Source organism: Lysobacterales bacterium (assembly GCA_019634735.1).
In the GTDB taxonomy this organism is placed as follows: Bacteria; Pseudomonadota; Gammaproteobacteria; order Xanthomonadales; family UBA2363; genus Pseudofulvimonas.
This window is the reverse complement of record JAHCAT010000018.1, coordinates 46704-65864: the sequence shown is the minus strand read 5'-3', so window position 1 is coordinate 65864 and position 19161 is coordinate 46704. Positions and strand designations below refer to the sequence as shown.

Sequence of the window (19161 nt, the reverse complement as noted above, 5' to 3'; positions counted from 1 at the left end):
CGTCCGGGCCAGCGCGCGCCGCTGGGCCGGCAACGATGCAAATCATGGCAAGTGCCGGCCCTCTCCCCCGGCCCCTCTCCCACAGGGAGAGGGGAGCACAGCGCGCTCCGCTCACCGAACACCGGGTCCTGACCCTTGGTCCCCGATTCTGAGCTGAGACACGACGCCAATCAGGTCTCCCAGAGGGAGAGGGGAGCACAGCGCGCTCCGTCAACCCTTGCCCGCCTGGCCCCGTCTCCCTTCCTCCCACTCGCTGTTCCCGACGAAAAAAGAAGGCCCCCCATCCGGGAGGCCTTCGCAAGTCACCGAGTTTGCCGGCGCCAGGCCGGCAAGGGCGATCCGTTCCCGGATCGCCCTCTTCCCGTCAGCGCGCGCCCGCGATCACGTTGTCCACGGTCGACCAGGAGTTGGCCGGCACATCGGCCGCGTCGATGGTGATGTGCGCGATCGGCGTGGTGGTCACGAAACCGCGGAAATTACTCGGACCGGTCGAGGCATAGGTCACCGTCGTGCTGTCGGCCAGGGTCAGGGTGATCTGGCCGCCGTTCGGGGTGAAGGTGATGTCGGTGCCCCAGAAGTTGCCGCCGATCGCCGTCACCGGCGCGCCGGTGAAGGTGATGCGGATGGCATCGACCGCGGAATCGTGGGAAATGATGCCCGGGTCGTTGTAGAGCTGCTGGGTGCCACCACCGATCGCCGTGATCGTGTAGGCGAAGCCGTTGCCGCTGAAGCTCAGCGACGGAATCGCGGTACCGACCGGCACGCCGGCGAAGTCCTCCTCGAAATGGCCGCCCTGCACGTTCTGCAGGAAGGTCGTGCGGTCGGTGTAGACGCCAGGCGTGCCGCCGCTGGCGCACCCGGGCAGGCCGGGGGCGCACTCGAAGCCGTTCTGGAAGATCACGTCGACCGGCCCACCGATGATGGTGGTGTTCACCGTCCCGGTGTTGTTGCCCGGGTTCGGGTCGGGCTGGCTGCCGGACACCGTGCCGGTGGTCTGCACCACGCCGTCCTCGGCATCCGGCGCGACGCTGACGTTGACCTGCAGCACCGCGGCGAAGCTGCCGACCGGCAGGCTGCCCGCGACCAGGTTGCAGGTCACCACCTGCCCGGTGGCCGAGCAGTTCCAGTTGCCCGAGCCCTCGATCAGGCTGCCGGAGACGAAGGTGAAGTCGTCCGGCAGGTCCAGCACCACGCTGACCCCGGTGGCGGCGGCCGGGCCGAAGTTGGCGACGCTGGCCGCCAGACTCAGGCTGCCCCCGGCATTCACCGTGGACGGCACGCCGAACAGGCTCAGGCCCAGGTCCGCCGTGGTCGCACCGACGGTGAACTCGACCGGCACCTCGACCAGCGGCCGGGCCGGATCGTTGCTCAGCACGCACAGGCTGGCCTCGTACACGCCGTTGACCAGGCCGGTCGAGTTCAGGCTGACCTGCACCTCGTCGGCAGGGCCACCCGACGGCACCGTGCCGCTGGCGGCATCCACCGACAGCCAGGGCACGTCGGCCGGATCCGAGCAGTTGCCGCCCGCGATCGCGACGCTGAAGGACAGCAGCTCGGCGCCACCGGCCACCGCCCCGATCGACGTCGCAGCGCCGGTCGTGGTGTCGACGGTGAACATCTGGCTGTTGCCGCCGCCCTGGTAGCCGGCCCAGTACAGCGTGCCGGTGGACGGATCGAAGTCCATGTCCTGGGCGAAGTTCGCATTGACCCCGGTCGGCCCGATCACGGCCGCCGCACCGCTGGTCTTGTCAATGGCGAACAGCACGTCGTTCTGGATCTCGATGCCGTACATCAGGCCGTCAGGCGAAACCGCGATGGCGATGACGATGGCGTTGGCAGGCAGTCCGCCGCCCGAGATGGAACCGACCAGGGTGCCGGTGCCAGCCGCGACATCGATCCGGTAGAGCTGGTTGTTGCCGCCGCCCGGCACCAGCACCGCGTAGACCTGGCCGTTGGTGCGGTCCCATGCGGCCGACGTCCAGGTGCCGCTGGCCGGCACGCCGGTCAGTACGCCCAGCTGGTTGACCGCGCCGGTGGCCGTGTCGATGTAGCCATAGGCGTTCTGCGCGAGGGCACCGCCGCTGGTGGCGATGAAGAAGTGCTGGCTGAAGTTATCGCCGATGAAGGTCTGGGCGAAGATCGTTGCCGGACCCGGATCGACGATGGAGGTCAGCGAGCCCGGCACCAGGGCGTCGAACGTCACGTAGTCGGAGCGGCTGAAGCCGGTCGTGGTGAAGGCCGGCACGGCAGCGCCGCCGAACAGCGAGCGACGGTCGCGCTCCGGTGCGCCACGCGGCACTTCCAGCGCCAGCTTCGCGGCCCGGGCCGCGTCGATGGGCTCGGCGACCAGGCTGGCCACACCCTGGCCCGGCAGCACCTGCCGCGGCAGCAGCGGGAAGTGGGCCTGCGGATTCGCCGCGCCGGCCGGCGCCTCCTGGATCTCCCAGAACAGGTCGCCCGCACCGGTGTTGCCGATGGTCAGCGTCTCGGTGGTGGACTGGCCGCTTGCGGCGACGCTGGCCACGATCTCGGTCGGCGCCACGGTGATCGACGGCGCGACCACGTCCAGCGTCACCGGCACCACGACCAGCGGATCGTCGCCGTCGTTGCTGTTGACGCACAGGAAGGCCTCATAGCTGCCGACCGCCAGGCCGTCGGCATCGACCATCACGCTGGACACGCTGGACAGGCCGGCACCCGTGGTACCGCTGTCCGGATCGGCCATCAGCCAGGACACGACGTTCGGGCTGGAGCAGCCGGTCGGCATCGTCTCCTTGTGCAGGGTGACGGTCACGTTGCTCCAGTTCATCGTCGCGGCGGACGCGCTGTCCCAGCCGTTGATGAAGGTGATCGTCCAGTTGCCGGCATCGTCGGCACCCGGCGGGAACGGGAACACGTCCTCGTGGCTGCTGGCATAGGTGCCGTCGTTGTTGGAGCCCGACCCGTCGAAATCCCAGGGATTGACGGCGCAGTTCGGGATCGAGGTCGAGAACCCGCCGACCGTGTAGTTCGAGCCATCCGGCCCCTCGACCCGCATGCACAGGTCGGCCGCCCAGGAGCTGTTGCCGGTGATGCCGGACACGGTGCCCTGGAAGCTGAAGCCGACCACGCGACCGCTGGTGAGCACGCCCGCCGGCACCACGGCCACGAAGGGCGTGCCGCCATTGGGGGCCGAGGCGACCGAGAAGTTCGGGATGCTCAGCACCTCGTTGAGCGCAGGATCGAACTCGACGGGCTGACCGAACAGGGTGTCGGTCTCGATGTCCCAGACCAGGTCGGTGGTGCCGCTGTTGCTGATCGTCAGCGGCTGGGCGTCGGCGCTGCCGGTGGTCACCGTGAAGCTGAAGCTGCCCGGGCTGACGCCGATCTCCGGCCCGCCGAGATCGACCGTGTTGCTGTCGGTCGCCGAGTTGTTGTCGGTGTCAGGATCGAAGGCACCGGACGGCACCGCGACGGTGGCGGTGTTGTCGATGGTGCCGGTCGCGGCCAGGTCCACCGTGCAGGTGGCCAGGAAGGTCACGCTGCCGCCGACCGGCAGGTCGACCAGCTCGCTGATGTTGCCGGCACCGTTGGCGTTGCCGCAGCTGCCGCCCGCGCTGCCCGAACAGGTCCAGGTGCAGCCGGTCAGGCTGGCCGGGAAGGTGTCGGCGACGGTGGCCCCGACGATCGGGTCCGGACCGACCGCGTTGCTGGCGACGATGGTGTAGGTGGTCTGGCTGCCCGGGGTGACCGTGGTCACGCCGTCGGTCTTGGTGATCGACAGGTCGGCCTCGAGCTGCACGGTGGCGCCCGGCTCGGCCAGGGTGAACAACCCGAAGGTGGTCACGCCGGCCACCGCCATGGTGTTGGCGCCGGTGTCGATGGTGCCGCCCAGGTCGGTGAAGGTGCCGCCGACGCGCCGGAAGGTGACCAGGTCGGCTTCCGTCACGGTCACCGGCAGGTCGGCCGGATCCAGGTAGCTGAAGGTGACATCGGCGCTGTCGACGTCGCTGCCGGCCAGCACCCAGTGCCGGTCGATGGCCAGGTCGGCGGGCGCGATCTGCGGCGCCTTGCCCTGCACCGCGGCGACGGTGATCGACGCCGGGAAAGTGCCGGCGGTGGCGTTGGCGATCACCGGGGTGTAGCCATTGGCGGTGCCGACCTCGAAGGTCTTGGCGCCGGCCGCGGCGTAGGTCTTCCGGAAGTTTCCGTCGACATAGCCGGCCAGGGTACGGACCACGGTGCCGGTCGCCGAATCGAAGACCAGCGTGTTCGAGCCGGTGGCGACGGTCGCGTTGGTCATGGTCAGCGCGCCGGCACCAGTACCCACGACGGTGATGTCGCCGCCGTCGATGGTCAGTCCGTTGGTGTTGGAGACCGACAGGGTGGTCAGCGTCCTGGACGGCGGCAGCTCAGGGCCGGTGGTGCGCGCGGACAGCTCCTGCGCGTAGATGTTGATGACGCCGCCGGTGCCCGGATTGAAGATCGGGGACACATCGAATCCGAACGCCGGCGCGCTGGGCGTCGCGACGCCGAGCTGGACCACCGCGCTGGTGGCGCCGCCGTCGCCCAGGGTCAGCTTGCCGGATCCGGTCAGCCCGCCGCTGAAGTTGTTGAAGCGCAGCGCGGCGATCTGGTTGACCGACGGGTCGATGGTCACGCCGGCGACGTTGTCGACCTCCCAGGCGCGCAGCGGTGCGACCACCGTGCCGCTGCCCGAGTAGACGGTCGGCCCGGCGCCGCCGAGGAAATAGAACCGCGTGTTCAGCGCAGTGCCGTTCAGCGTGCCGTTGTTGACGAACGACGGGCCGATCACCAGGGCCACCTGGCCATTGATGACCAGGCTCGAGCCGGCACTGATCGTGCTCGTGCCGCGCAGATTGACCTGCGCAGTCGCCGTGGCGGTCTTCGGGTTGCCCGTGTTGTCGATGACGAAATCCGGCAGATTGGCCCGGATGCGGAAGTTGAAGTTCGTGGCGGTGGCCGCGGTGCCGATGTTCACCACGCCGCCGGTCGCCGAGAAGGTGGTCGAGCGGACGTTCCAGTCGATGGGCGTGGCGGCGATGCTGGCCTGGACCAGGTTGATGGTGCCGCCGCTCATGGTGAACGTCGAGGCGGTGCTGAACAGCTCGAACGCGCCGAAGCCGGTTCGCGTGTTGGCGATGGTCCCGATATTGACGGTGCCGCCGCTCTGGTTCCAGACCACCGCGTTCTGCGGATCGACACGGGGCGCGTTGAGCGTGCCGCCCTGGATATCGAAGATGGCGCCGGCGCCACCGCCCAGTCCGTGGGCCCCGGTGAGGCCGACGTTGTAGGTGCCCTGGCTGATCCGCAGCAGGCCGTTGTTGTTCGTGGTCGTTCCCGAAGCCGTCGCCGCCACCGTGAAGTTGGGGTTGTCCAGCCACAGGCCGGCAGCAGCGGGGATCGTGTAGGTGGCGGTGGTGAACAGGCGGTTGGTCACCGTGTAGGTGCCGCCGATGCGCAGGGTGCCGCTGGTCAGCGTCAGGAAACCGGCGACATCGGTGTCGACGCCGCGCACGGTCAGATTGGCCGGTTCCAGGTCGAGCTGGTTGGCCTGTGCGCCCTTGTTGACGGTGAGCGCGCGCAGGTCGGTGGTGGCGCCGCTGCCGCCGAAGGTGGCGGGCGTCGCGCCGGTGAAGACGATGCCCGCACCGGCGGTGTCGCCATTGGTGCTGAAGTCCAGCACGCCATTGTTGGTCAGGTTGCCGGGGACGGTCAGCGCGTGGGTGACCACGGTGCCGGCTGCGGCGCTGCGGAAGATGCCATTGGCGGCGATGGTGGCGTTGCCGCCCAGCACCAGCGTGCGCGCGACCGCGCTCTCCCACTCGAGGGTGGCAGACGCGCCGCCGGTGCCGACGGTGAGGTTCAGGGCCACCGCCGCGGTGTCGATGACCACCGTGCTGCCGTCGCTGATGGTGACGTTGTCGTCGCTGGTCGGCACCTGGCCGCCGACCCATGTGGTGGTCGCGCTCCAGTTGCCGCCAGCGGGGGTCGAGAGGATGTTGGCAGGCGGGTTGGTGCCCTGGACGCCCTGCAATGGCGCGCTGAGAGCGCCTTCGGAAGCCGCGTGCACGCGCCAGGTGTAGGAGGTGGAGGGTGACAGGCCACTGGCCAGGAAACTGGTGGCGTCCTGGGGAGCGGCCCCGAACACGGAGAAGTTGACGCCGTCGGTGGACCGGTAGATGACGTAGGCGATCTCATTCGGCGAGTCGACCCATTCAATGGTCAGGGAGGTCGCCCCGACACCACTGAAAGAGAGACCGGTCGGCGCGGTCGGCGCTGGCGGCGCGGTGAACGTGAAGGTTCGCCGGGCGCCATCGGCCGCCGAGGTCAGCGCATCGATCGGACCGGCGACATACAGGTTTGCGACCGGCGGGGCAACGTTGCCGTCGTAGGTGGGCGCCGGAGCGCCGCTCTGCGGCGCGGTCACCGTGCCGATGGTGCCGGCGACGCTGCCGGAGGAGAAGCCGATGTGCGGGTCGCGGGAGTTGGCATCGGCGGCGCCGAGGGTGCTCATGGCCATCGCGCCGTAGCGGAACTCGATCTGGCCGGTGGTCTCCGACAGCAGCACCTGGTAGGTGAGATCGGCGGTGCCCCCGGCGTTCCAGTTCGCCTGCATATTCAGGAACTCGACCACCAGCACCCGGTTCGGGGCAGTCCCATCGACCCGGAAGTGCACGCGGCCACTGGTATGGGTGCGCTGGTCGGCGCCATAGGCGCTGATCAGCGCCTGGCCTGCCTGTCCCAGCGGCTTGTAGGGGCCGGCATTCTGGACAACAGTCGGACCCAGCCGGATCAGGCCGTTGGAATTGGCAGAGAACTGGCTGTAGACCGCGCCCTGGAAGACGAAGTCGAAGCCGATCGGCGTCACCGCCGAGGCGGTGTCGTCCAGATTTGCGGCCAAGATCTGCGTGGTGCCGGCCGACATGTCGACCAGGTTGCCGCTGGTGGTGGTGGCGAACACATAGTTGTCGGTCGCCTCGACGAAGCCGCCGTCGAGCGGCGCGCCGGCCTCGGGCTCGATGGCTTCGGCAGGCTTGCCGGCAAGCGCCCGGGCCTCGGCGTCGCTCAGCTTGGGCCCGTCGGCACTGAGCTGGCGCATTTCGCGCGCGTCATCGGCCAGAGCCTGTTGGCTGAAGGGGGTGGTCGATACGGTCAGAAGCAGGGCACAGCCGAACGCGAGCGTTCCGCGCCGCAATGAATCGAAGAATCGCATGGTGGTCTCCCGATGACGGTTTGCCGTCCCCTGCGGGACAGCGCGCTTCCCGGCCCGTGCGCCCCCCCGGACGCCGGTGCTGGACCGGTTCTGAGACTATAGGCACATGCCTTTCGGTTCGTCCACCGTTCGTCCCGCTTCTCTCGATGCTGCATCGCAGTATCGAAGCCCCGCCTGGCTGGCCCTGTGCCGCCCCGGCTTCGAGGCCGAATGCGGCCAGGAACTGCTGGCCCACGCCCAGGCGCTGGGTCGGGCCGTCTACCTGCGCGCGCGTCCTGCCTCGGGCGTGGTCGAGGCCGTGGCCAGCGATGGCCAGCCGCTGACGCCGGCGCCGGCGCTGCGCGAACTCATCTTCGCCCGCCAGTGCGCCGGCCTGCTGGCCCGCTGCGAGGGCCTGGCCGCCGGTGACCGCGTCGCCCCGCTGCTGGCCGCCCTGCCCCCGGACGCCGGGCCGTGGCGGGAACTGCTGGTAGAGGCGCCGGACAGCGAGGACGGCCGCGCCCTGGCGCCGCTGGCGCGCGCCCTGGCCGGCCCGCTGCGCCAGGCGCTGGACCGTGCCGACCGCCTGGACCCCGCCGCCGGCCTGCGCCTGCACGCCTGGACCCTGGCCGGCGATCGTGTCTGGCTGGCGCAGGCGGCACTCGCCGACAGCAGCGGCCAGGCCGGCGGCATCCCGCGCCTGCGCCGCCTGGCCGGCGCGCCCAGCCGCTCGGCCGCCAAGCTGGACGAGGCCCTGGCCGTCATGCTGACCCCCGGCGAGCGCGAACGCCTGCTGCGGCCCGGCATGAGCGCCGTCGACCTGGGCGCCGCGCCCGGCGGCTGGACCTGGGTGCTGGCCCGCGCCCATCTGCGCGTCACCGCCATCGACAACGGCCCGCTGGCGCCGCAGGTGCTCGACACCGGCGTGGTCGACCACGTCCGCGCCGACGGCTTCCGCTGGCGCCCGGCCCGCCCGGTCGACTGGCTGGTCTGCGACATGGTCGAACAACCCGGCCGCGTCGCCGACCTGATCGGCCGCTGGCTGGCCGACGGCGCCTGCCGCCACGCCCTGTTCAACCTCAAGCTGCCCATGAAGAAGCGCCACGCCGAGACCCTGGCCTGCCTGGCGCGCCTGCGCGAGAGCGCCGGCATCGCGCTGGAGGTGCGTTGCCGGCAGCTCTATCACGACCGGGAGGAGGTGACGGTGGTGGCGTTGCGGGCCTGAACCGTCGAGATTGCCGTTCCTGCGGCGGTGAATCCGCGTTGTTCATTCGGCACCGAGTTCCGCTCCTGCCGACGGCCAGGGAAAAGTGATTGTCGGGCAGAAGGAACTGAACTTGAGCCCGTAATTCTGGTTCTGCTTAAGGGGGGCGCTTTAAACATTGCACCAGGACAGCCAGATCACGAATCTCATTTTTTGTACACGCCTCAGATTGGCACTTGGCCGCTAGCTCAAAAATTGAAGCGAGAAGCAGGCGCTGATCCGTTCGGAGAATCTCATTCGCATCAGGCCATTGCGGCGGATATCCTAGCCCGCCGCATAGCCCGCTCTGCAAATGGTCAAGGAAACTCCAGTTATCCTCTATCCCCCAAAGATAAACCGACCAAGCACCCGCCGCTACAATCTTTCGCTTTCCGCTTGTTTTCATTCCATACCAGAGCGCACCTAGCACAGGGAAGGGTCCAGATTCCGCAATCTCAACCCAGGTTCGGCCAGCCAAATCTTGCGCATCCTCCAGAGAACCGTCATAGCTCGCATAGCTTAGGTCCCATATCTCTTCGAGAATTATGGGCGCCAGGTCAAAATTCGCAGCCATAATGGTGCGAACCGCGCCATCGTCCTGAGCCTCTAGCGTCATTTGATTAACTCAGCGCGTCTGCAAAATATCCTGTCCAGGACAAAGATCAAGCAAAGATAGCCACTGATATAGATGAAGGGAAGCGGGACCGCCGGAAGAAACAGGTCTCCGCCACCAGAACCCAGCAGTATCACGCTGACCGTTATAGCTATAACAAACACCGGCAGCAAGGAAAGCCAGAAAAAAGCGACGCATCTGGTCTCGCTTGAAACCAGGATCTGCAGCACTGGGTAGGAGATGAACAGCACAACCGACATCCAGTAGACAAAGACAGGATCCCATAAGGCACTCATTCTTGTGAGTCCTCACCGCGTGAGACGACTCTCGGCCTTCTTTTCAATACTCGCTTTCTCAAGACCGATGAAGCGTGACACTGGCATCAGTTCTTGCTACTCGGAGTCCCACAAGAATGGTGACGCGGCCCCATGCGGAAGCTCTGCCACCAGAACCAACGGGAACTCTCCTTCATTGCAGAAAAAAAAATAAATCCGGTGACTGGATGAGCACTGATACGACCTGACCTCGGTCGCACCAGCAACATCAACTCCACGATCAGTCAAGAGCCGGGTGGCGGAACCGTAGATCTGGCTTTGCTGGCTCAAGCACACGCGCTCACAATCGTCGCTCGGATCCAGTCTTACAAAACAACGCTCATGCTCGAGACATGCGCTTCCGAAAACTGCGCCCGCAGAGATGGTCATCAATAACTGGAGCATGTCAAATCCTTCCTGGACCGGGACCAGAGTTTGCATTGTGCATCGCCGTGCAGATAAAGTCGACTGTGTCCCCAGCGTCCGCGTACAGATGGCCTAGTAGGGATAGACCTTCTCAAAGAACAGCGAGTTGCAGTCGAATGAATAGGCGATATGAGTATCGATATATCGCTTGGGATGGAAAAGCATGATTGTCATTCTTCCCTGTCGCCTCTCCGCATCGCCGGTGTAATCCAGAGCGAAGGGGCCTACATCCCTTGCCGCGATACTGATCGCGTCGCCGAAAAAGAACACTTCGGAAAATGGGAAAGTCCTCGCCGCGCATGTATAGCAGAGAAAGTAGGGCGAACACGCTCATTCAGGAAGCACTCTTCTACACCGTGAATATTAGTCAAAGCAGGCCAACTATGCAGGACTGCGGCCAGAGCGCATGGTGCGCGTCGCCGTGTGAGAAAAATAGACTCTAACCCTGGGTTCCCTAAGCCTGCTCTCCACGCGACTCGGGCTCCGCTGTGCCTGGAGAGCGAAGGCAGCCCTCAGCGGTTACGTCTCAATTGGGCGACTGCCAATAGGCACAGCCAAATTGCTGAATACCTCTCTGCCCACCGCTTGTTGTTTGGGACTGCCATTGAGGAGCATCTTGTACTCCGCCTCCATTGCACCCAGCCCGATACTTCGCAGCAGCCGCGCGAACTCCTTGTGCTCTGGCCCGAAGATGTCGGATGAGAAAATATCGAAAAGACCGCGTCGCAAGCGCTCCTTCGTTGTTTCTGACAGACTGACGCCCTTCAGCCGTCTGGCCATAGTTGAACGAATATACCCTGAGTAATGAAAGAAGACTCTTGACAATACAAATTCCATTGCGACTTCAATAGCCGCCTCATCTTGCCCCTTGACGGCCAAGGAAATATCCCATAGCGCATGCTTGAGCTTGGCCAACTCCGATTCGTATGGGTACTGCAACAAGAGGGGTTCCTTGACCTTGTATGAGCTGCACAACCGTTGGTACCTCAGTCTGACCTCACTGAAGGTCCACTCTCTGGGCGAGCAGTAGTAGGCTTCGTTCTGCATTGTCGGATCGCCGAGCAGAAAGCAAGCGAGCGCAAGTTGGGGGCTTGAGCTGGCGCGATTTGGCTTGAGTGCACCTTGCGCGTCGCCGTGCGTAAGAAGTCGACCCCAACCCCGTTCTCCGAAGACTCCCCCGGAGAACATTTTTGTTCGCCCGCAAAACGCGTTCACGCCCTAAAAAAACTGAACCTGACCCCGTTCCTGCTGCACTAACCGGCATCGGGAGAGCGGCGTTCTTCCTGTTGACAGATGCGGCGATAGGGTGCCCCCCTACGCCGCCATTTGATCAGCCCCTGCTCAATAAGGAAAGACTTTTGAGAAGTATAGTGAATTGCAATCAAGCTCATAAACAATATGAGAATCAATATATAGGTTTGGGTGCGTCAGTATAATTGAGACTCCCCCAAACCCACGCTCCACCCGTCCAGAATAGTCTAGAACATAGGTGCCAATATCTCGTGAAGCGAGATTAACTGCATAATCAACGAGAAAATCATCTGACAATGGACAATTGTTCCCGACTAAGCTTAGCATGAGCCGAACCATAGCGTACATCATTTGCTAAATACCCCCGCAGACGTTCGCCAAGTGTTTTCCAGTTCTACTCTCCGTGCCGCAATATTCTGCTCGCACCTTGGATCACCGGTGCACTTAATGGGATCCAGACAGCTGTGCTCGGCCCTCCCTGCGTGGCACTCTTCTGCGCGTATATTTGGTTTTCAAAAAATGGGGTCGGAGTGCATTTCTCGCGCCGCCAAGAGAGGATAGGCGGCTCCGCGTCCGATTCTCGTTAGCTCCAGCGTCGTTTCAGTGTTTCCAGGCTCCAGAAGTGGCCTGGTGGAATCCTCGCAGCCGGCGCATCAACCCGCAAGTCAGGGACGCGGGCCCTCAGTACACGAACCCCGCCGCCCTAGCCCGCTCCTGCACCCGCCAGCGCTGCTGGTTCAGGCGGTCGCGTTCGCGCTTGTGGTGGTCCAGCCAGCGGCCGTCGATGCGGCGGCTGGTCTCGGTGGCGTCCTCGGCGCGCATGGCGCGGCGCAGGCGCTCGATCTCGCGGTCCTGCTCGGCGATGCGCTGGTCGGTCTCGTGCAGTTCCTGGCCCAGTTGCAGGCCGGCCAGGAAGGCGGTTTCCAGATCGGGCGGGCACTGGCCGTGGTAGTCGCCGTTGCGGCTGCCGTGGCGATAGCCCTGGCTGCCGGTGCAGAACGCGGGCAGGCCCTGGGCATAGCCCTGCAGCCATTGGTGCTGGTCGGGCAGGACGCCGTGGCGCTGGCAGGCCTCGCGGTGCCGGAACACGTGGTCCGGGCCGGCGCCGGCCAGGGCGTCGGACTGGCCGAGCTGCCACCAGTCGACGCTGTGGCACTGCTGTTCGCTCAGGGTGGCGCAGCCGGTCAGCAGGGCCAGGACGGGAAGCAGCAGGCGGGCAGGCAGGGGCATGGCGGTGGGCAGGTGGCGGCGGTCCTTGGCTGACACGCGCAAAGCGCAGCGGGCGGGCCACCAGGCCTGGACGAGGGTCGGGTTGCGTGCGCAGGACCGCACCGTCCGGTTGGCCGCGCCGCTCGCCCCGTGGCCCCCGCCGCCGGCATCCTTCGTGCTGCCCTGACGGAAGGCGCCGCCGGCGCACACGGGGAGTGGCAACGGGCATGGACAAGCACAACGAGGGGTCCCAGGGAGCCGGCAGCGGCAAGGACACGCCCAACCTGGGCCTGACGCCCGCGCGGCGGATGCTTGCCGTGCTGGTGTCCCTGGGCGTGATCGCCGTGATCCTGGCGCCGTTCCTGGACCAGATGCTCGGGCCGCTGCTGGCCATGGCGCTGCTCGGCCTGGGCATGCCATGGCTCAGCCGCCAGGCCGCCGTGCATGCCGACTCGGTGGTCGAAGAGCGCGCCGGCTGCCTGGTCATCACCACGCCGCGCCCCAGCAAGCTGCGCAAGGGAGCGCTGACGGTGCTGGCCTTCGTGGTGTTCTTCGCACCCGGGCTGCTGACCTTCGGCACCCTGGCCCGGCCGGACGACGCCCTGCCGCCGCTCACCGGTCTGGTGGCGGCGGCCCTGGGGCCGCTGGTCCTGGTGCTGCTGCCGGTGCTGGTCCTTATTCTGCTGTTCGGCGACCGCACCACCGTGCAGCGCGTGGTCTGGGGCCATCCGCGCCTGTACCGCAGCGTGGCGATGGGGCCGTTGGAGCTGTTCACGCAGCGGGTGCCGCGCCGCCCTTCGCGGCCGCCCGTCCTGGTGCCGCCGATGGGCGTGCAACTGGAAGGACTGTTCGAAAAGGGGGACGGGCTGAAGCAGACCCAGGCCACGCTCGCCAGGCAGGGCTACACGCCCGAGCAGGTGAAGGCGCTGGCGGCGCAGTACCTGAAGGACGCCGCCACCTACGGCCAGTTGCACGCCAGCACGCTGTACTGGACGGTGGTGCTGCCGGGCCTGCTCGACCGCGACCCGGGCGTGCGGATGGTGGCGCGGCCGCAGTCGCTGGAACTGGCCCGGTTCAGCGAGGAGGCCCCGGCGCGGGCGCTGCTGGCGCGCCTTCTGGCCTCGCAGGCGCCGCTGCCGCGCAACCTGGACCGGGTGGTCGGCCAGGACGGCGTCATCTCGCGCGGCCTGAGCACGGCCGCCGCCTGGCTGCTGCGCGCACCGCTGTTCGCGGGCCTGCTGGTCTGCCTGGTCGCGGCGTGGCTGGCGGCGCAGGCGCATCTCAGCCTGACCGGCCGCCTCGCCGTCGAGCCGCCCTGGGACACGGTGGCGCAGGCGCAACTCGAACGTTTCGAATGGCTGGTCGCGCCCTGGACGAGCGAAGACGACCCGCTGGGCGGCTACACCGCGCATACCCTGGTCGAGGTGCAGGTCGGCGCGGACGGCGACGCGGCCACGGCACGCCGGCCGCTGGCCTGGCCCCACTATGGACAGAAGTCCCAGGGGCAGCCCGTGGAACCCGGCAAGGTGCTGGAGGACGCCGCGCGCAGCGGCCTGGTGCCCGCCCGGCTGGACTTCGCCATCCCCCGCCAGGTGCTGGACATCAAGGTCGACGAGCACGGCGTGCTGCGCTTCGACCGCCTGGAGATCGACCGCGCGCGCGGGCGAGGCGCCGACGGCCCCTACCGGCGCATGTACTTCGGCGTGCTGGGCGGCCTGGACACCCTGGACCGCAGCCTGCCGATCCACTGGATGCAGCCGGGCGTGGACGAGCGCTTCCGCGTGGTCTACCGCGCCGACGCGCCGGCCGGCACCCCGGTGCAGCGTGAGGCCGATGCCCTGGCGGCGACGCCGGCACGCGTCGGGCTGCAGGGCAGCAGCGCGGTGCTGGGCGGTTTCGGCGTGGCCCTCGGACTGCTGCTGGTGGCCGGACTGGCGGCACTGAACGGCCACTGGCAGGCGGCCGACTGGCACCGCGTGCTGGGCATGCTCGCGCTGTGGCTGCTGGTCTGCGCCAGCGCGCTGTACTGGATGCCCCGGCATCCCGCCCTGGCGGGCTGGCTGGGCATGGACAGCGCACCGGTCAGCGCCTGGCGCGCGGCCCTGCAGGGCGGCCACACGGGCGAGGCGGCAGCGCTGCCCGCGTACGACGACGCCGACCTGGTGCGCGGCCACTGGGCGCCGGTCGGCTCGCGCCACGCGCGCTGGCTGGCCGTGCTCGACCTGCTCGAGCCGCCCGCGCAGCGCGCCGACAGTTTCGAAGCGGCGACGCAGGCCGTGCACGCCGCACTGGCCGAACGCCTGGCGGCGCTGGACTGGCCGCAACGGCTGCGCTTCCTGGCCCGCTACCGCCCCGACCTGCTGCGCGACAACGGCAGCAGCGCCATGCACGACGCGGTCATCGCGCCGGCCATCTGCGCCTGGCAGGCCAGCAGCGACCCGCAGGCCGAGGGCATGCAGCGCTATCGCGCCGTGCTGAGCTACGCGCGCTGCGGCTGAGAACCGGGGTCATCCATCGCCGCGCATGGAATCCGGCTGGTCGCCCGTCAACGAGGTTCGAGGAGCGCGACCCCGTCGAAGCCGTTGCCGAAGATCGGATCGACGACCAGCATGGCCAGTCGCCCGCGCGGAAGGCCTGCGACCCGCTGGAAGTTGCCGCCGGTGAGCACCCGTCCGCCCGAGGCCGTCGTGCCGCAGCTGTGTTCGATGTCCGCCGAGAGGCCATTGATGGAGGGCAGGTGGCTACGGGGCGCTCACCAATCGGAAGCCGTGGCTGCTGACCCGGGAGGAGGGCAAGAGGCTGCCGCGGAAGGCCGAGCGCGCGCCAGCCGCGAACAACACCCACGACCCGCCGCGCAGCACGCGGAACGATCCGGTCGCGGGTCCGGTGGGATTCGTCTGCGGCGCGCTCGGGTAGGTGTCGTACCAGTCCTGCACCCACTCCCAGATGTTGCCGTGCATGTCGTACAGATCGAAGGCGTTCTTCTGCTTCTGCGCTACCGGGTGCGTGCGGCCGTTCGAGTTCCCGCTCCACCAGCCCATGTCGTTCAGAACGCCGGTGCCGCCGTAGTCCCCGGTCGTGCCGGCGCGGGCGGCGTATTCCCACTCGGCCTCGGTGGGAAGTCGGTAGCCCTTGCCGGGATCAATTTGATTGAGCCGCGTCAGGAACTCCTCGATGTCGAGCCAACTCACGCGCTCCACCGGGCAGGTGTCGCCGCAGCTGGAGAAGAAACTCGGGTTCGCGAGGCTGGTGCCCGCCATGACCTGGCGCCACTGTCCTTGGGTGACTTCCGTCTTCTGCATGCGGAAGGCGGAGAGGGTCACGGTGCGCACCGGCCGTTCGTCGCTTTGGCCGCCACTCACCGTCCCCATCTGGAACGACCCGGCCGGGATCAGGGCGAACTGCTCGGCGCCGAAGCCGATGCCGAGCCCGGAGCCGCCGCCCGAGGTCGCCCCGTCGAAGCCGTCGCCGAAGATCGGATCGACGACCAGCATGGCCAGTCGCCCGCGCGGAAGGCCTGCGACCCGCTGGAAGTTGCCGCCGGTGAGCACCCGTCCGCCCGGCAGATCCAGGAAGGCCCGCGGGGCACCGGCCGTGGTGCCCGGGTTGAAGCCCGGATCGATCTGCCCGTCCATGCCGATGCCGGCCAGGCGACCGCGCTCGAGGCCGCCGATCAGCGTGAACTCGCCGCTTGCCAGCAGCATGCCGCCGGCCGTCAGGTGCAGGGTTGTCACGGCCCCGTTGGCGGCCGCGGTGCCTGCGACGCCGGCGTTGAAGCCGGGATCCAGGGTGCCGTCCGGCGCGACGCGGCCGAGCCGCGTCCGGAACTGGTTGGCCAGCAGTTCGAAATTGCCGCCGACCACCAGGCTGCGATCGGGCAGCGTCACCAGGCTGCGCACCGGGCCGTTGGCATTGACGATGAAGCCCGGATCGACGCTGCCCGCGAACAGGATGCGGGCGAGCCTGGCGCGGCTCTGTCCGCCGACCGTGCTGAAGATGCCGCCGATGTGGATGCCGTCGCTGCTGACCGCCATTGCCTGGACCTGGTCGTTGACGGCGACATCGAAGCCTGCGTCCAGGACACCCGCGGGTGAGATGCGCGCCAGGTTCGAGCGCGGCTGCCCGGCGATGGTTCCGAAACCACCGCCGACCACGACCTGTCCGTCCGGCTGGCGCGCCATGCGGATCACGAAGCCGCCGATCGACAGGTTCGAGAAGCCCGGATCGAGGGCGCCGGCGGGGTCGAGCTTGGCGATCCGGGCACGCGACTGGCCGTTCACCGTCGAGAAGTTCCCGGCGATCAGGTAGCGGTTCTCGTCGGCCAGGTACAGCACGTCGCGGATGGTGTCGTCGACCGCCGGGGCGAACGCCGGATCGAGCTGGCCGGCGGCGTCCAGGCGCGCGATGCGGGTCCGCGGCTGCCCGCCCAGGACGGTGAATTCGCCGACCACCAGCGCACCGCCGCCGGGAAGGCCCGCGAAAGCATTGACGGCGGCGTCGGCCTCGATCGCGAAGCCCGGATCGACCTGCGCGGTCTGCACGGCGGCGACCAGGCGAGCGACGCGCTGCCTGACCACCCCACCGGCATTCACGAAGGCGCCGCCGATGATCAGCTTGCCGTCCGGCTGGCGCGCCATCGACGTCACCTGGTTGTCGGCGCCGGTGGTGAACCCGGCATCCAGACTGCCGTCGGCCTGCAGGCGCACGAGCCGCGAGCGGGGCGCACCGCCGGCATTCGCGAAAGTCCCCGCCGCCACGACGGCGCCGCCCGGCTCGACCGCGAGCGCGAACACGCTGCCGTCGAGCGGCACCTGGAAACCGGGGTCCAGCGCGCCGTTCGGCAACAGCCGGGCGATCCGGCTGCGTGGCTGGCCGGCGACCTCGGTGAAGGCGCCACCGATCAAGATCCGCCCATCGCCATCGAGGGCGATGGCGAACACGGCGCCGTTCGCCTGTGGCGCGAAGCCTGGATCCAGGGAGCCGTTCGGCAGCAGCCGTGCGATGCGCTGGCGGGACTGGCCGCCAAGCTCGGTGAACAGGCCGCCGGCCAGGATCCGCTGCTGGGCGTCCACGGCCAGCGCCGTCACCGTGTCGTTGGCGCCCGGATCGAAGCCACCGTCGAGCGCGCCGGTGGTGTTCAGCCGGGCGATCCGGCTGCGCGGTTGCCCGGCGATCTGCGAGAAGGCCCCGCCGACCAGGATCTGTCCACCGGCCTGCTCCAGCGCAACCCTGACCTCACCGTCCGGTGCGGGATTGAAGCCGGCATCCAGGCCCAGGCCGGCGGTCAGTCGTCCGAGAAAGGCGCGCGGCTGTCCGCCGAGCGCGGTGAAGGCGCCGCCGACCAGCACACGCCCGTCACTTTGCAGCGAGAGCGTGCGGACCATGCCGTTGGCCGGCGTCGAGAAGCCGGTATCGACCACGCCGTCGGCGCCGAGCCGCGCGAGATTGACCCGCGGCACCGAGTTGACGCTGGTGAAGCTGCCGCCGACCAGCGCACCGCCCAAGGGCTGGGCGACGAGCGCCGTCACCAGACCGTCGGCGTTGGCCTGGAAGTTTTCGTCGACGCCCTGGCCATGGGCGAGGCCGGCCACGGCGAGCAGGGCCAGGACGGGCAGAAGCGTCCCAGGCCGGCCGCGGCGTACCGCGGCGGTCGTGCGACGGTTGGACGGTGGCTTCGGCACGGTCATGGGCTCCGCGAGGGAATCGATGACCGCCATGGCGCGGAATGCGCGCCGCCTGTGTCATGGGCAGGCCGCGGCGAGGCACGGAATCCGGACACCTGTCGGGTCCGGCGGGAAATCTCCGTAGATCCATGCAGGGCCGCACGCCGCGTGCGGTCCGCGTGGGCTCCCGGAGGTGTGCCATGACCCTGTGCAACCTGGTCCTCACCCCGATCGTCGGCATCCTGCGCGTGCTGGTGGCGTTGCTGCGTCAGATCGTCGAGACCGTGTGCGGCTGGGTGACGCGCACCATCCGGGTGGTGCGCGAGGTGGCCGAGCGCGTCTGCCGCCGGCTGCCCTGGCCGCTCAGCGTGCTCTGCGGCTGGGTCCGGCGCCTGATCGAGGTGCTGGAGACGGTCACCGAATGGATCTGCGAAACCGTGCTCAAGACGATCGTCGAGTTCGTCGAACTGTTCGTCGAGTACCTCATCTTCGTGCTGAAGTGGGTGTGCTGGCTGGTCGACTGGATCGCCTTCCGCTGGCTGGCCTTCCTGCTCTGCCGGGCGGGCATCGAACTGCGCAGGTGCATTCCGCTGTGTCTGACCATCCTGACCGACGACCGCGGCCGACCGACCATCACCGCAGAACAGGCGGAACAGATGGTGCGGGATTCCAACGAACTGCTGCGCCAGTGCAATGTCACGCTGGTGGTCGGAAGCATCCGCTTCGTCGCGAAGCCGGACCTCATCGAGAACGTGCCGACCGGCGCCGGGCAACTGTTCAACCGGGCCTTCGCCTGGTTCAACCGCAACGTCTGCGATTGCTGCAGCGGGGTGACCGTCTACTTCATCCGCAGCCTGGACAGCGGCGCGCGCGGCCATGCCATCCCGGGGACCAACTACGTGCTGGTCGCGGTCGATGCCCTGGTCGACACCGCGACCCTGGTCCATGAGATCGGCCACCTGGCGGACCTGTGGCGGCACGACGACGAGGTCGGCAACGTGATGTCGGTGTTCAACGGCACCCCGCGCACGCGGCTGCGGCCCTCGCAGTGCTGCCTGATCGGCTCGGCGCGCTTCGCCCGCCTCTGCCATCGCTGAGCCTGGCGGGAACGGGCACACCGCCGTCGGACACGTGGAACAGCCCAGGCCCCCGGTGTACGCCCTGCGCGGGGCGGCCCTCTCCCCCGCCCCTCCCCCGCCGGCGGGGGAGGGGAGAAGTGCGGCGCCGTCGCAGCGGCGAGAACGGAG

Annotated in this window: 8 protein-coding genes; 3 read left to right on the top strand and 5 right to left on the bottom strand. The window is 68.0% G+C overall.

Features of this window, described 5'->3' with window-relative positions; translation table 11 throughout:
- Positions 1 to 364 precede the first annotated feature (364 nt).
- Positions 365 to 7216: a DUF11 domain-containing protein gene (locus tag KF823_15090; protein MBX3727233.1), complete on the bottom strand. Its 6852-nt coding sequence runs from the start codon at positions 7214 to 7216 to the stop codon at positions 365 to 367.
- Between the two features lie 106 nt (positions 7217 to 7322).
- On the opposite strand from KF823_15090, the gene rlmM reads away from it, so the two are divergent.
- Positions 7323 to 8420, top strand: a complete 1098-nt coding sequence (rlmM, locus tag KF823_15085) for a 23S rRNA (cytidine(2498)-2'-O)-methyltransferase RlmM (protein MBX3727232.1) — start codon at positions 7323 to 7325, stop codon at positions 8418 to 8420.
- A gap of 630 nt (positions 8421 to 9050) precedes the next feature.
- Here the strand turns inward: rlmM and KF823_15080 are convergent.
- The 3 genes from KF823_15080 to KF823_15070 form a co-directional block, all read right to left on the bottom strand.
- The gene (locus KF823_15080; GenBank protein ID MBX3727231.1) at positions 9051 to 9347 is read right to left on the bottom strand and encodes a hypothetical protein; all 297 of its coding nucleotides are present in this window, start codon (positions 9345 to 9347) and stop codon (positions 9051 to 9053) included.
- A 963-nt stretch (positions 9348 to 10310) separates the two neighbouring features.
- Positions 10311 to 10706, bottom strand: coding sequence for a hypothetical protein (locus tag KF823_15075; protein ID MBX3727230.1), 396 nt, complete (start codon positions 10704 to 10706; stop codon positions 10311 to 10313).
- Between the two features lie 1017 nt (positions 10707 to 11723).
- The gene (locus tag KF823_15070) at positions 11724 to 12308 is read right to left on the bottom strand and encodes a DUF2799 domain-containing protein (protein ID MBX3727229.1); all 585 of its coding nucleotides are present in this window, start codon (positions 12306 to 12308) and stop codon (positions 11724 to 11726) included.
- A gap of 170 nt (positions 12309 to 12478) precedes the next feature.
- Between KF823_15070 and KF823_15065 the strand changes: the two genes are divergently transcribed.
- Positions 12479 to 14749 carry a hypothetical protein gene (locus tag KF823_15065; GenBank protein ID MBX3727228.1) on the top strand — a complete coding sequence of 757 codons (2271 nt, stop codon included), beginning with the start codon at positions 12479 to 12481 and terminating at the stop codon, positions 14747 to 14749.
- Between the two features lie 243 nt (positions 14750 to 14992).
- Here the strand turns inward: KF823_15065 and KF823_15060 are convergent, their stop codons facing one another.
- Positions 14993 to 17938, bottom strand: a complete 2946-nt coding sequence (locus tag KF823_15060; protein MBX3727227.1) for an SUMF1/EgtB/PvdO family nonheme iron enzyme — start codon at positions 17936 to 17938, stop codon at positions 14993 to 14995.
- Between the two features lie 176 nt (positions 17939 to 18114).
- Here KF823_15060 and KF823_15055 point away from each other — a divergent pair, with 176 nt between their 5' ends.
- Entirely contained in the window at positions 18115 to 19011 is an 897-nt protein-coding gene (locus KF823_15055; GenBank protein MBX3727226.1) for a hypothetical protein, read from the top strand.
- Positions 19012 to 19161: the final 150 nt, after the last annotated feature.